Source organism: Streptomyces chrestomyceticus JCM 4735, from assembly GCF_003865135.1.
GTDB lineage: Bacteria > Actinomycetota > Actinomycetes > Streptomycetales > Streptomycetaceae > Streptomyces > Streptomyces chrestomyceticus.
Map to the genome: position 1 here is coordinate 7945902 of NZ_BHZC01000001.1, position 12290 is coordinate 7958191.

The following is a 12290-nucleotide window of genomic DNA, read 5'->3' on the forward strand; positions in this document are numbered from 1 at the left end:
GGTTCCCAGGTCGGCATCGGCACCTAGACACTCCCCACGGCTCCCGCTGTCGGCATCGCCGTGCGCTCACTGTAGGCAGCCGGACACGCGCCCGCAATGCGGCCGTGCGCTCCATGGCCGGGGCGTGCGCGCGGGCCGACGTGGCGTCAGGTGCCCGCCGTACGGCGCCCGGGGGCGTGCGGCGGGGCGGAGGTCAGGCTTCCGGACGCCGGTCGAGTACCTCGAAGGGGTCGCCGACGCGGAGGGTGCCGGTGCTCTCCGGGATCAGGTTCTGGCCGAAGAGGAGCTGGTCACCGACGCGGCGGTGGCGGGCCAGGGTGCGCAGCGGCTCCTTGCCGCGCTGCCCGGTCCGCTGGTCGGTGGTGGTCATCACACACCGGCCGCAGGGCTTGACCACGCGGAAGACGATCTCGCCGATACGTATCCGCTGCCAGGCGTCCTCGTCCCAGGGCGCGGTGCCGTCCACCACGACGTTCGGGCGGAAACGGTTCATCGGCAGGGGGCCCTCGTGGGCGTGGCCACCCTCGGCGACGAGCGCGTTGAGGGCGTCGAGCGAGGCGGTGGTGGTGAGGAGCAGGGGGAAGCCGTCGGCGAAGCTGACGGTGTCACCCGGCCGCGAGTAGGCCGGGTCGGTGGGGCGCCGCCGGCCCGGCTCGTCCATGTGCACCAGTCGCACGGGTACGTCCAGGTAGGTGCTGAACCACTCGGCGGCGGCGCCGGACGCGGGCACCGCCTCGACCTTGTCCCCCCACACCTCGACGGTGACCGTCGTCCCGGGCTCCGGTACCTCGACGGTCAGCGGCGGCATGTCCGGCGCCGTCAGGCGCACGCCGCCGTCCGGGAGTTCCGTCGCGGTGGCCGCGGCCAGCCGGGGCCGGGCGCGCTGGGTGACGAACCGGTGCTCGGGGTCGACGAGCATCCAGCGACGGTCCCCGGCGAGTCCCCACGGTTCCACGACCGCCTCGCCGGGGCCTGACCCCGCCACGGACTTGACCGGATACCGGTGGATGGCCTGGAGGAAAGGGTTCGGCATGCCCTCATCCTGCCAGGCCCCCGCGGCGGCCCCGGCACCGGTGCCGCCCGGTCGTGCGGGACCGGCCCTCCGCCCGCGTACGGCCCCTCCGGTCAGTACCCGCGCGGATACTGCTGACGGCCGCCGTACGGATCGTCGTACGGGGACGGCGCGGGACGCGGGGCGACCGGGCCGGCCGGGCGCATCGCGTCGTAGCCCGTGCCGCCGTTGCCGGCCGGGCGCTGGGGCTGTTGCTGCTGGGCGGGATAGCCGCGGGGGCCCGTCTGCTGCGGGATGTACGGCGCCGGGGTGCTCTGCAGCGGGGCGACCGGCTGGGCCGCGGCGCCCTGGTAACCCTGGCCGGAATACGGCTGGGAGGAGGGCGCGGCGGGGAGCGCGGGCAGCGCCGACGGCAGGGCCGGCATGTACGACGAGCCCGAGTCGTAGGGCAACTCGACACGGATCGGGGCAATCTGCGGGGTGCCGCGCTCGGCGACGAGGGAGTCGTAGATCGGGGTGTCCGGGAAGGACGGCGAAGCGTAGTAGCCGCTGCCGTAGGTAGAGCGGGGGGAGGTCATACCTCTTAAGTTAAGCCCACGATGTGCCGGTTGGGGAGCCTGAAAAGAGGGTTGTTTCACGTGTCGTGTGAAGCCTGCGATCCACAATGTGAGCGAACTTGGCAAAATCGGTCGCGAACGCCCGTAGGGATCGTGTAAAGGCCGTGTTCACATCAGATGAACGGCGGACATTTTTCGGCAAGTAGGTTGGAACCTGCCACCGTGCAGAAGGGGGCGCCGCACAGCGGCCCGGCGAGCGAAGCGAGAGGAAGGGTGCCACGATGCCGATGCCCAAGGGGAGCAACGTCGCGGTACCGGCCACGTCGGTACGGCTGGAACTGGGGTGGCGCACCGGCCCCGGCACCCCGGACGTGGACGCGTCCGCGCTGCTGCTGACCGCCGCGGGAAAGGTCCGCGACGACGCCGACTTCGTCTTCTACAACCAGCCCGCGCACGCCTCGGGCGCCGTCCGCCACGAGGGCAAACGGTCCGCCGGGGACACCGCGGCCGACAGCCTGTCCGTCGACCTGGCCCGGCTGGAGCCCGCCGTGGAGCGGGTGGTGCTCGCCGCCTCGGCCGACGGGGGCGCCTTCGGCCAGGTCGCCGGACTGCACATCCGGGTGCTCGACGCGGGCAGCGGCGCCGAGCTGGCCCGCTTCGACAGTCAGGACGCCACCGCCGAGACCGCCTTCGTGCTCGGGGAGCTGTACCGGCGGCAGGGCGCCTGGAAGTTCCGGGCGGTCGGGCAGGGGTACGCCACCGGGCTGGCGGGGCTGGCCACGGACTTCGGCATCAGCGTGGAGGAGGAGCCCCCGGCCCCGCCCGCCGCCGTACCCCCGGCGGCCCCCACCGCCCCGCCCGCCCAGCAGTACGGCGCGTACCCGCCGCCCCCGGCCCCGCCCGCCCAGCCGTACGGCGTGCCGCCGGTGCCCGCCCCCGCCCCGCCCGTGAGCCTGTCGAAGGTCACCCTCACGAAGGAGGCGCCCGCCGTCTCCTTGACGAAGCAGGGCGGCACCTCGGGCGCGATGCGGGTCAACCTGAACTGGCAGCAGGCCGGCAAACCCGCCGCCCGCCTGGGCAAGAAGCTGGGCCGCAAGACCATGGAGGCACTGGGCGCCCGAGGCGCGCTGCTGCCGCGCTCCGGCGACCTGGACCTCGACCTGTGCGCGCTGTACGAACTCACCGACGGCAGCGCGGGCGTGGTCCACCCCATCGGCGGCAACTTCGGCAGCCTGCACGCCCCGCCGTACATCCAGCTCGACCAGGACGACCGCACCGGCGCCGTCGCGTCCGGCGAGAACCTGACGGTCAACCTCGACCACCAGGACCGCATCAGGCGCATCCTCATCTTCGTGACCGTCTACGCGGGCGCCACCAGCTTCGCCGGACTGCACGCCACGGTCACCCTCCAGCCGCAGTACGGCGCGCCCGTGGACTTCTCGCTCGACGAGTGCACCGTTCCGTCGAACGTCTGCGCCCTCGCCCTCATCACCAACACCGGCAGCGAACTGGTCGTCCAGCGCGAGGCCCGCTACCTGGTGCCCGCGCCGGGCGTCAGTCCGCAGCGCACCGTCGACGAGGCGTACGGCTGGGGGCTGAACTGGTCCCCGGCCAGCAAGTGAGGGCCCGCCGAAAGATGAGCCGCGGTCAGGACGCGCCCGGCGCCCCGTACGTCCGGCCCTTCCAGGCGGCCCCGCGCCCCCGGTAGTGCTGGACGGCGGAGTCCACCGTCATCAGGAGGTAGAGCAGCGCGGTACCTGGTAGCAGCGGCGCGAGCCAGAGCGGCTGCCCGTAGTAGCGCAGCATCGGCAGGTACGTCCCGGCCATCACGGCCCACGCCACGCCGCCCAGCGCCGCGGTCGTCGCGCTCCCGGCCGTGAGACCGGCGGCCAGCGCGGCGGGCGGTGCCAGGTAGACGAGCGCGAGCCCGGCCACCGTCCCTGCCAGCAGCAATGGGTTGTGCCGCAGTTGCGCGTAAGCACTGCGCGAGACCATCCGCCACAGCGTGCCCAGCCCCGCGTACGGGCGCACGCTCTCCACCCGGTCGCCCAGCCCCAGCCAGATCCGGCCACCGGCCCGCCGTACGGCCCTGGCCAGCGTCACATCGTCGATCACCGCATGCCGGATGCTGTCGGGCACCCCGGCCCGCTCGGCCACCGCACGCCGCAGCAGCACACAGCCGCCCGCCGCCGCGGCGGTCCGCGCCCCCGGACGGTTGACCCACCGGAAGGGATACAACTGCGCGAAGAAGTACACGAAGGCCGGGACGATCAGCCGCTCCCAGAAGGAGACCACCCGCAGCCGGGCCATCTGCGACACCAGGTCCAGCTCCGCCGAGCGCGCCGCGGCCACCAGCTCGCGCAGGCTGTCCGGGGCGTGCGCGATGTCCGCGTCCGTCAGCAGCACGTACTCCGCGTCGCCGCGCTCCCGTACCAGCGCCATGCCGTGCCGGACCGCCCACAGCTTGCCCGTCCAGCCCGGTTCCGGCTCGCCCGGCTCGGTGACGGTCAGCGGCAGCCCGTCCCGCCCGGCCAGCTCCCGGGCCAGCTCGCCCGTCCCGTCCGTACTGCCGTCGTCGACGAGCACCACCTCGGCCCGCCCCGGATACTTCTGCGCCAGCAGGGACGGCAGGCTCACCGGCAGCACCGCGGCCTCGTCCCGGGCCGGGACCACGACGGCGACCGGCGGCCACCGCTCCGGATCGTCGCGCGCGGGCAGCCGTACGTCCGTCCGCCAGAAGAAGCCCTGCCCCAGCGCCAGCCACACCCAGGCCGCCAGCGACCCGGCACCGATCCACTCCGTCGCTCCCACGCCCGCAGTCTGCCGCACCCGCACCCGCCGTGGCCGGAACCCGGCGGGCGGCCCTACGGGCGCGGCGGACGCGGCCCACCGGTATGACAAGTACCGGGCGGCCCGGCGTAAAGTGTCTGGGTGAAGATCGCGCTCATGGACTCCGGTACCGGCCTGCTCGCGGCGGCCGCCGCGGTACGGCGGCTGCGGCCCGACGCCGACCTGGTCATCTCCTCCGACCCGGACGGCATGCCCTGGGGGCCACGCCCGCCGCACGACATCGCGGCGCACGCGCTCGCCGTCGCCCGCGCCGCCGCCGCGCACCGCCCGGACGCCCTGATCGTCGCCTGCAACACCGCCTCCGTGCACGCCCTGCCCGCCCTGCGGGCCGAGCTGGAGCCCGGACTGCCCGTCATCGGCACCGTCCCGGCCATCAAACCCGCCGCGGCCACCGGCGGCCCGGTCGCCATCTGGGCCACCCCGGCCACCACCGGCAGCCCGTACCAGCGTGACCTGATCGCACAGTTCGCCTCCGGCGTCGAGGTCACCGGCGTGCCCTGCCCCGGGCTCGCCGACGCCGTCGAGACCGCCGACGAGGCCGCGATCGACGCCGCCGTGGCGGCCGCCGCCGCGAACACGCCCAGCGACGTACGGACCGTCGTCCTCGGCTGCACCCACTACGAACTGGTCGCCGAGCGCATCCGCGCCGCCCTCCAGCAGCCCGGCGCCCCCGCGCTCGTCCTGCTCGGCTCCGCCGAGGCGGTCGCCGCCCAGGCACTGCGCCGCATCGGCGCGGACCCGGCCCCCTCGGCCGCCCCCACCGGCACCGTCACCGTCCTCCTCAGCGGCCGCCCCGGACACCTTCCCGAGGCCGCTCTCGCCTATGACGAGGGACGACTCCTGGCCGGCGCGCCGCAGGGCGGGGAACCCGTCCGTCACTGAGTCCCCGCAGGGCGCGCGACACGCTGCCAGGGCGGGCAAACACGCGTACGCTGCGACTCATGAGGGACCACTCCCACGAGGGGGCAGCAGCCCCCGGCGAGCACGGCGGCCCGCTCGGCGACGAAGGTGCCTCCGGCAGCCACCGAGACCCCGCGGACGTCCCCGAGGAATGGCACGGACGCGCCACCAACCGGGTGCAGTGGCTCCTGGCCGGCATCGGCGCGGCCTGCCTGGCCCTGGGCATCGAGCTGGCCGTCGACAGCGCCTGGACGACCGGTCTGGCGCCGCTGGTGATGTCGGTGGTCGGCTGTGTCCTGGCCGGACTGCTGGTGCTCTTCGGCACCCTCGCCTTCGTCCATGTGGCCGTACGGGTCGACAAGGACTGCCTGGAGGTACGGTGCGGCCACATGGGGCTGCCCCGCCGCCGCATCCCCCTCGACACCGTCGTCGGCGCCGACTTCGCGCCCCGCGTCACCCCGCGCCACTGGGGCGGCTGGGGCTACCGCTGGCGCCCCGAGCAGGGCACGGCCGTGGTCGTACGGCGCGGTGAGGCGGTGGTGCTCCGGCTCGGCGACGGCCGAAGCTTCACGATCACGGTGGACGACGCGGAGAACGCGGTGCGCTGCATCCGCGGCAGGTGCGGGATCGACAAGGGCCGGGGCACCGGCGCCTGAGGGCCGCGCCGGGGACCGTACGAGCGCCCGCCCGATTGCGTGGACGATGCACCGGTCGCCCGGCTCTCGTTAGGGTGCGCGGTATGGCGACACCCGACTTCATCCGTGACCTCCGGGCCGGCATCGGCCACCAGCTCCTGTGGCTCCCCGGCGTGAGCGCCGTGGTCTACGACGACCGCGGCCGGGTCCTGCTCGGCCGCAGAGCGGACAACGGCATGTGGTCGATCATCGGCGGCATCCCGGAGCCGGGGGAGCAGCCGGCCGAGACGGCGGTGCGCGAGGTGTTCGAGGAGACCGCGGTGCACGTGGTCCCCGAACGGGTGATCCTCGTCGAGGCGCTCCAGCGGGTCCGCTACCCGAACGGCGACGCGTGCCAGTTCATGGACATCTCGCTGCGCTGCCGCGCCGTCGGCGGTGCGGCCGCCGTCAACGACGACGAGTCGCTGGAGGTGGGCTGGTTCGCACTGGACGCCCTGCCGCAGTTGGAGGAGTTCTCGGTGACGCGGATCAAGATGGCCATGGACGACGGGCCCGCCTGGTTCGCGGGCATCGGGCAGGAGGGGTAGCGACGGTACGGTCCTGGCTCGTCGGTACGGCCTCGGCTCGTCGGTACGGTCCTGACGCGTCGGTACGGCCCTGGCTCGACGGTACGGCTCCGGCTCGACGTACCGGTGGTGGAGCGACGTACCGGCCCCGGATCGACGTACCGCAACCGGATCGACGCACCGGTCCCGGAGCGACGTAACGCCACCGAATCGACGAGCCGAGCCCGGAACGACGCACCACCACCGGATCGACGTGGACGGCCGCCGGAACCGGTTCCGGCACCGGCACCGATGCGGGCGGACCGGGAAAGCGCGACCTGAGCGGGCCGGAAGCCCGGCGGCCGCCGTCAGACGTGCATCCGGGGCAGGCGGATCGAGGTCTGCGACTCCTCACCCCCGCCGGGCAGGCCGGGCCCCTCGGGGCCTCCCGGCGCCTCGGACTGTCCCGGATCGCCCGGCGACTCCCCGGGGACGTCCGGCGACGAGGAGCGGCCCGCCTCCTCGGTGTGCATCTGCTGCCGGCCGCCGTCCTTGCGGCAACTGCTCAGCCAGGTGCCGGTGGGCCCGGCCTCGTACTGGCACTCCCAGCCCCGTACCGTCAGCGACGGCTGGTCCGCGTCCGCCTTGTGGAAGAACTCCGCCATCACGCTCCGGGCCTCGGCGCAGCCCGCGGTCGGCCCGGCGCCGGGGCCGGAGAAGAGCCGCGCGGTCAGGCCCTCGCCCATGGCGTCCGGCAGCGCGCCGCAGTCCAGTGGCTGGCCGGGCACGCCGGAGGCGGAGCCGCCCGGCTCCGACGGGTGAGCGCTGCCGCCGCCGTCCGGGCCGCCCTTCAGACTGTTCGTGGGACTCGCGCCCGGGCCCGAGCCGGAGGCGGCGGGGGACGCCGCGGTGTCGTCCGGTCCGCTGCCGCCGCACGCGGCGACGGTGAGGGCCAGCAGGGCGGTCGGTACGGCGATGAGCCGGCGCATGTCGAACTCCTTCGGCCGCGGGAGGCGCAGGCGGGAAGCTCCGCCGTACGGACGCTAGGAGCCTGCCGCGCGGGCTGCGATCCGGAACGGGCGAACGGGTGAACGCCGGATCCGCCGCCCGCCCGTCCGCGTCGCCCTCACCCGAGGCGTTCGATGTGCATCCGCGCGGTGGTGCCCGCGTAGAAGGACGTGGTGCCGACCGACCAGTAGGCGAAGGTGCCGGGGATGCGCGTCAGGTCCGTCATGAGGGCCGTCTCGGGCATCTCGGGGCCGCGCTCGCTCACCCAGGAGGTGCCGTCCCACCGCAGGTAGTGCGAGCGCTTCTGGTCCCAGAAGTCCCAGCCGGTGATCCGGTCGGGGCGGCCCTGCGGGTCCCCGCTGACGGAACTGAGCAGGCCGACGCTGTACGGCCCCTTCACCGGCGACCACTGGGTACCGTCCCAGTGCTCGAAGTGGACGCCGGGCGGCTTTCCGGGCGGGCCGCCGATGCCGTAGCCGTATCCGGTCAGCCAGATGTCGTCATGGGCGACCGGGAGCAACCCGGAGACGGTCGCGCGGATGCCGGTGGTACGGGGAATCACGGTCCATGCGCCGTCCCAGCGCGCGATGACCTCGCCGTACACCCAGACCTCGCCGCCGGGCGTCACATGGACGTGCCCCGGAGTGGGGGCCGCCGCGTCCGGCAGCGGGGCGCACCAGCGCCACCGGCGGCCGTCCCAGTGCAGCACCCTGGCGCGCCCGTCGTGCCGGCCGCTGGCCCATGCCCGGCCGTCGGCGGTGGCCGCGACGTCGGTGACCGTAGTGCCGCTCTCTCCCTGGCCCGGGTACGGCGTCTTCCGCCAGGTCGTGCCGTCCCAGGCCAGCAGCAGACCGCCGGCGCCGACCGCCCACGCGGTACGGGAGTCGGCGCACGTCACCGAGGTCAGGGGGCCGGACGAGGCGAGCGGCCCCAGGTCCGTACGTGACCAGGCGGCGCCGTCCCAGCGGAGTGCGACCGCCGTCCCCTCACCGACGTTGCTCAGGCCCTCCACGCCGACGGCCCAGGCGAGACGGGGCCCGGCGGCGGCCACGCCGTACAGCCGGGCACCCGGCCGCGCGTCGGGCACCGGGACGGCGGACCAGCCGGGGGAGGCGGACCAGCCGGTCGCGGGGGCTGTGGCGGCGGCCGCCAGCGCGGTCGCGGGGGCCGCGGCGCCGGCCAGGCCGAGGCCCGCGGCGGTGCCCGCGAGGCCGCTGACGAAGCTGCGTCTTCGCATGGGAGCGTCCTTGGAGTCGAAGCGGGTCCGGGACTGCGGGGGACACCTTGGCCCCGGCGGCCGGAGAGGTCAATGGAGGCGGCGCGGGAGGGCCGGTACGGGACGCCTCCCCGTACGGGCGGCGCCGGCGGGAACCCTGCCGGTACGGGCCCGTGCTACCGGTAGCCGCCTCCGGATGCGGCCGGTGCCCGGCTGCGGCAGCGTGGTGCTGTCCCACCAACCGGACCGAGGAGCAGGCATGGGCGACGACAACAGCGCCGTGGACAAGGCCAAGGGCAAGGCCAAGGAGATGATGGGCAAGGCCACCGGTGACGACCGGAAGAAGGGCGAGGGCCGCGCCGACCAGGCCAAGGGCAAGGCCAAGGACGCGCTGGACGGCGCCAAGGGCCAGGCCCAGGGCGTGCGGGACTCCCTCAAGAACAAGGGCGACCGCAGCACCTGACCGGGGCGGCGGCCCGACCGGCCCCGCCCGCACCCCGCCGTCCGTACACCGGTACGGGCGGCGGGGTGACCCGTGCGCCGGGGTGCTCGTTGTGCACGACATGATCAAGAAGATTGCCGCCGCCGCCCTGCTGGCGGGCTCGGTCACCGCCACCGCCCAGACCACCGCGCAGGCCGTGGAAGTGCCCCAGGCCCTCGGCGCGACAGCCGCCCTGACGACGCAACTGATCTCGCAGGTCCCGAGCATCCACGACGTTCAGCCGCCGCCCGCGTTCACCGCCCAGAAGGGCGGCGGCAGGTAGCCGGTGCCCCGCACCGCGGCCGGACCCCGCGGCCGCTCCGGCCCGTCGCGTCGGGTCCGCCGTACCGGCGACGCTGTGCCGGTGCCGTCGCCTCAGGGCCGGCGCGCCACGGCGGCGTAGGAGGCGGCCACCGCGTCCGTGACCTGCGTCGCCTCGCCCGGGTCGTCCGGGCGCCAGTGGTGCGCCAGCGTGATGCCGGGCTCCAGCAGCTCCCAGCCGTCGAAGAACCGGGCGAATTCGGCCTCCGTACGGTAGGTCACGGATGTGCCCGCCGCCGCGTAGATGTCCGAGATCCGGGCCATCGCCTCCGGGGCGAAGTCGGCGGTGGCGTGGGTCATGGCCAGTGTGCTGCCGCTGGGCAGGGCCGCCTTGAGGTGCTCGACGACCCGGTGCGCCCGGTCCTGCCCGCCGTCCGGCACGAAGTGCATCAGGGCGATCAGGCTCAGCGCGACCGGGCGGCCGAGGTCGAGGGTCTCCCTGACCTGCGGCGCCGTGAGGATGCCAGCCGGCTCGGTGACGTCCGCCTGGAGGTAGGCGGTGCGCCCCTGCGGTGTGCTGCGCAGCAGGGCGGCGGCGTGCGCCAGCACGATCGGGTCGTTGTCCGTGTAGACCACCCGGGCGTCCGGCGCGACGCCCTGGGCGATCTCGTGCAGGTTGGGCGAGGTGGGGATGCCGGTGCCGATGTCCAGGAACTGGCGCAGCCCCGCCCCTGCCAGGGCACGGGTCGCGCGGTGCATGAACTCCCGGTTGACCCGCGCGGCGACCGCCGCCGACGGGAAGACCGAGAGGACGCTCGCGGCGGCCGTGCGGTCGGCGAGGAAGTTGGTCCGGCCGCCGAGGAAGTAGTCGTAGATGCGCGCCGAGTGGGCGCGGTCGAGTTGCAGGTCCACCACCGGTTCACCGTGCTGCTCGCTCATCAGAGGACCGCCTCCCTGTACGGCTGCCGGGCCGACGCCGGAGCCCTACCCCGGCTGCCACGCTCCTGCACCGGCGCGCGCCGGGGGCCGGGCGCCCCCGCTCCGAATCATCACATCATCATTTCCGGGGAGATTTCTTCCGGGCGGTGCCACAACCGGGCCCGTTTTCCGGTTCATTGGAAGGGAGGGCCGCCACCCTCCCGCTGATGCCGGGGCCTGCCGGCCTCCCGGACCGCGGCGAACGGAACGAGGACCGCACGTGAGCACGTACCGGGACAGCCCCCTGCCGCCGTGCGCCCCCGCACCAGGGCCCGGCGCTGGGTGCCACGGCCGGCGGGAGCGGCCGTGACCCGCGACCGGCCGCGGTGCCCGGCCGACGACCCGCTGCGCCAGGCCGGCCGGCGGCTGGCCATCGCCTTCGAGGCGTTCCACGAGACGCACTACCGCAAATGGCTGGCCTACGCCTACCTGCACACCGGCAGCGAGGACGCCGCCCTGGAGGTGACCGGCTCCGCGTACCAGCGATTACGGCTGTGCTGGCCGTACGCGCTCAAACAGTCCTCGGTGGACTCCTACGCCTGGGCCGTCCTCAAGGAGTCCGTGGTCGACTGGCTCTGCCGGCACCGGCGCGCCACGGCCCTGACCCAGAGCGCCGCCTTCGCCGTCGTCACCCGCGCCCTGCTGCGCGAGTGCCAGCAGCAGTTCGCGCTGCTGGAGAGCCAGTTGGGCCTGTACGAGGCGATCGCGCGGCTGCCCGAGCGGCAGTGCGACGTGATCGTACTGCGCCATGTCATCGGGTACTCCGACACCCAGATCGCCGCCCTGCTCGGCGTCGACGAGGCCACCGTCCGCTCGCACGCGAGCCGGGGCAAGCGCCGGATCGCCGCCGCGCTGGGCATCGCACCGGGCCCCACGAAGGGTAAGTGACCCATGCCGCACACCCACCGGGCCGGCCGGGACACCATCGAGTCGCTGCTGGCGGCGGCCGCCGACGTCCTCGCCGACTCCTACGGCGCCTACGACACCGTGGCGGCCCGTGACCGGCTCACCGGCGACATCTACGAGGACACCGGGGCCGCGTACCCGGCCGGGCCCCGCCCGGACGCCCCGGCGCCCACCGCCTACCCCAGCGCCCACGACGAGGCCGCCCACGAACTCGACCTGGCCTGCGCCCTGGTGGTGAACGCCGCGGCGGCCGCGGACAGCCTGGCCCGGCTGGTCGACGACCACCGCATCGACCCCGAAGGCGCCCTGGTCTTCGCCTGTCTGCTGCACATCACCGGACGCGCGGAGGCCGCCGACTTCTGGTGGCGGTTCGGCGCCGGAGGCGGCAGCCGGACGGCCGCCTACTGCCTGTACCTCTCCCACCGCCGGTACGGCGAGTTCCGCGACGCGGCCTACTGGCGGACGCAGGCCGCCCACGAACCGGACGAGGAGCTGCCAGCGCCGGTCGCCTTCGACGCCGGGCGGCTGCTGCCGGACGCCGCCCGGCACGCCCTGCTCGTCCAGTGGCACAGCGGACTCGCGCCCACCCTGCCCGCGGCCCTGGAGCGCGTCATCGACCGCCTCGACGTCGCGGCGGACGACGAGGACTTCGGCGAGATCCCCTGCCCGTCGCCGACGCTGGTGGACGACCTGCGGCAGTGACCGGGCGCCGGATCACCGGAAAGGCACGGCAGCGTCCGGTCACCGGACCGGAACGGCGGTCACCGGCGACCGGAAAGGACCGGCCGGGCGGACGCCGCATGGACGCGGCGGGCCATGGCCGTCACCATCGGTACCAGCGGCATCACACGTACCGGAACCGGCAGTCCGCCCGCCGCCGGAGGGCGGCACCCCGCAGCGCACCGAGCGAGCCGACGGAAAGGCGTCCGCATGGAGCGACG

General features: G+C 74.6%; 14 protein-coding genes. 8 read left to right on the forward strand and 6 right to left on the reverse strand.

All coding sequences use genetic code 11. The features are described from left to right. Positions 1 to 193 precede the first annotated feature (193 nt). Together EJG53_RS34930 and EJG53_RS34935 are read right to left on the reverse strand one after the other, a co-directional pair. The gene (locus tag EJG53_RS34930) at positions 194 to 1033 is read right to left on the reverse strand and encodes an MOSC domain-containing protein (RefSeq protein ID WP_125048253.1); all 840 of its coding nucleotides are present in this window, start codon (positions 1031 to 1033) and stop codon (positions 194 to 196) included. A gap of 92 nt (positions 1034 to 1125) precedes the next feature. After that, the gene (locus EJG53_RS34935) at positions 1126 to 1590 is read right to left on the reverse strand and encodes a DUF6643 family protein (RefSeq protein ID WP_125048254.1); all 465 of its coding nucleotides are present in this window, start codon (positions 1588 to 1590) and stop codon (positions 1126 to 1128) included. A gap of 260 nt (positions 1591 to 1850) precedes the next feature. Between EJG53_RS34935 and EJG53_RS34940 the strand changes: the two genes are divergently transcribed. Next, positions 1851 to 3191, forward strand: coding sequence for a TerD family protein (locus tag EJG53_RS34940; RefSeq protein WP_125048255.1), 1341 nt, complete (start codon positions 1851 to 1853; stop codon positions 3189 to 3191). A gap of 25 nt (positions 3192 to 3216) precedes the next feature. On the opposite strand, the gene EJG53_RS34945 is transcribed toward EJG53_RS34940, so the two are convergent. Then, the gene (locus EJG53_RS34945) at positions 3217 to 4380 is read right to left on the reverse strand and encodes a glycosyltransferase (RefSeq protein ID WP_125048256.1); all 1164 of its coding nucleotides are present in this window, start codon (positions 4378 to 4380) and stop codon (positions 3217 to 3219) included. 120 nt (positions 4381 to 4500) lie between these two features. Between EJG53_RS34945 and EJG53_RS34950 the strand changes: the two genes are divergently transcribed. From EJG53_RS34950 to EJG53_RS34960, 3 genes are all read left to right on the forward strand, one after another. Beyond that, positions 4501 to 5301 (forward strand): glutamate racemase, encoded by an 801-nt coding sequence (locus EJG53_RS34950; protein WP_167515212.1) that lies wholly within the window; start codon positions 4501 to 4503, stop codon positions 5299 to 5301. Between the two features lie 59 nt (positions 5302 to 5360). Continuing rightward, on the forward strand, positions 5361 to 5975 hold the full coding sequence (locus EJG53_RS34955) for a hypothetical protein (protein ID WP_031006409.1): 615 nt from the start codon (positions 5361 to 5363) through the stop codon (positions 5973 to 5975). 83 nt (positions 5976 to 6058) lie between these two features. After that, entirely contained in the window at positions 6059 to 6541 is a 483-nt protein-coding gene (locus EJG53_RS34960) for an NUDIX hydrolase (RefSeq protein WP_125048257.1), read from the forward strand. 326 nt (positions 6542 to 6867) lie between these two features. Here the strand turns inward: EJG53_RS34960 and EJG53_RS34965 are convergent, their stop codons facing one another. Together EJG53_RS34965 and EJG53_RS34970 are read right to left on the reverse strand one after the other, a co-directional pair. Further along, entirely contained in the window at positions 6868 to 7488 is a 621-nt protein-coding gene (locus EJG53_RS34965) for a hypothetical protein (RefSeq protein ID WP_125048258.1), read from the reverse strand. A 137-nt stretch (positions 7489 to 7625) separates the two neighbouring features. Beyond that, positions 7626 to 8744 (reverse strand): hypothetical protein, encoded by a 1119-nt coding sequence (locus EJG53_RS34970; protein ID WP_125048259.1) that lies wholly within the window; start codon positions 8742 to 8744, stop codon positions 7626 to 7628. A gap of 238 nt (positions 8745 to 8982) precedes the next feature. On the opposite strand from EJG53_RS34970, the gene EJG53_RS34975 reads away from it, so the two are divergent. Both EJG53_RS34975 and EJG53_RS34980 read left to right on the forward strand, forming a co-directional pair. Continuing rightward, complete coding sequence (locus EJG53_RS34975) at positions 8983 to 9186, forward strand: CsbD family protein (protein WP_125048260.1); 204 nt, start codon at positions 8983 to 8985, stop codon at positions 9184 to 9186. 100 nt (positions 9187 to 9286) lie between these two features. Further along, positions 9287 to 9487, forward strand: a complete 201-nt coding sequence (locus tag EJG53_RS34980; protein ID WP_125048261.1) for a hypothetical protein — start codon at positions 9287 to 9289, stop codon at positions 9485 to 9487. Between the two features lie 92 nt (positions 9488 to 9579). Here EJG53_RS34980 and EJG53_RS34985 read toward each other — a convergent pair whose 3' ends face one another. Next, positions 9580 to 10404 carry an SAM-dependent methyltransferase gene (locus EJG53_RS34985; RefSeq protein WP_125048262.1) on the reverse strand — a complete coding sequence of 275 codons (825 nt, stop codon included), beginning with the start codon at positions 10402 to 10404 and terminating at the stop codon, positions 9580 to 9582. 345 nt (positions 10405 to 10749) lie between these two features. Here EJG53_RS34985 and EJG53_RS34995 point away from each other — a divergent pair, with 345 nt between their 5' ends. Both EJG53_RS34995 and EJG53_RS35000 read left to right on the forward strand, forming a co-directional pair. Continuing rightward, positions 10750 to 11331 carry an RNA polymerase sigma factor gene (locus tag EJG53_RS34995; protein ID WP_125048264.1) on the forward strand — a complete coding sequence of 194 codons (582 nt, stop codon included), beginning with the start codon at positions 10750 to 10752 and terminating at the stop codon, positions 11329 to 11331. Positions 11332 to 11334: 3 nt separating this feature from the next. Beyond that, entirely contained in the window at positions 11335 to 12051 is a 717-nt protein-coding gene (locus EJG53_RS35000; RefSeq protein WP_125048265.1) for a hypothetical protein, read from the forward strand. Positions 12052 to 12290 lie beyond the last annotated feature (239 nt).

Excerpts from the sequence above, each read along its gene's own strand:
- EJG53_RS34955 (WP_031006409.1), top strand. The coding sequence starts at position 5,361 with ATGAGGGACCACTCCCACGAGGGGGCAGCAGCCCCCGGCGAGCACGGC.
- EJG53_RS35000 (WP_125048265.1), top strand. The coding sequence starts at position 11,335 with ATGCCGCACACCCACCGGGCCGGCCGGGACACCATCGAGTCGCTGCTG.
- EJG53_RS34960 (WP_125048257.1), top strand. The coding sequence starts at position 6,059 with ATGGCGACACCCGACTTCATCCGTGACCTCCGGGCCGGCATCGGCCAC.
- EJG53_RS34980 (WP_125048261.1), top strand. The coding sequence starts at position 9,287 with ATGATCAAGAAGATTGCCGCCGCCGCCCTGCTGGCGGGCTCGGTCACC.
- EJG53_RS34930 (WP_125048253.1), bottom strand. The coding sequence starts at position 1,033 with ATGCCGAACCCTTTCCTCCAGGCCATCCACCGGTATCCGGTCAAGTCC.
- EJG53_RS34940 (WP_125048255.1), top strand. The coding sequence starts at position 1,851 with ATGCCGATGCCCAAGGGGAGCAACGTCGCGGTACCGGCCACGTCGGTA.
- EJG53_RS34975 (WP_125048260.1), top strand. The coding sequence starts at position 8,983 with ATGGGCGACGACAACAGCGCCGTGGACAAGGCCAAGGGCAAGGCCAAG.
- EJG53_RS34970 (WP_125048259.1), bottom strand. The coding sequence starts at position 8,744 with ATGCGAAGACGCAGCTTCGTCAGCGGCCTCGCGGGCACCGCCGCGGGC.
- EJG53_RS34935 (WP_125048254.1), bottom strand. The coding sequence starts at position 1,590 with ATGACCTCCCCCCGCTCTACCTACGGCAGCGGCTACTACGCTTCGCCG.
- EJG53_RS34985 (WP_125048262.1), bottom strand. The coding sequence starts at position 10,404 with ATGAGCGAGCAGCACGGTGAACCGGTGGTGGACCTGCAACTCGACCGC.
- EJG53_RS34965 (WP_125048258.1), bottom strand. The coding sequence starts at position 7,488 with ATGCGCCGGCTCATCGCCGTACCGACCGCCCTGCTGGCCCTCACCGTC.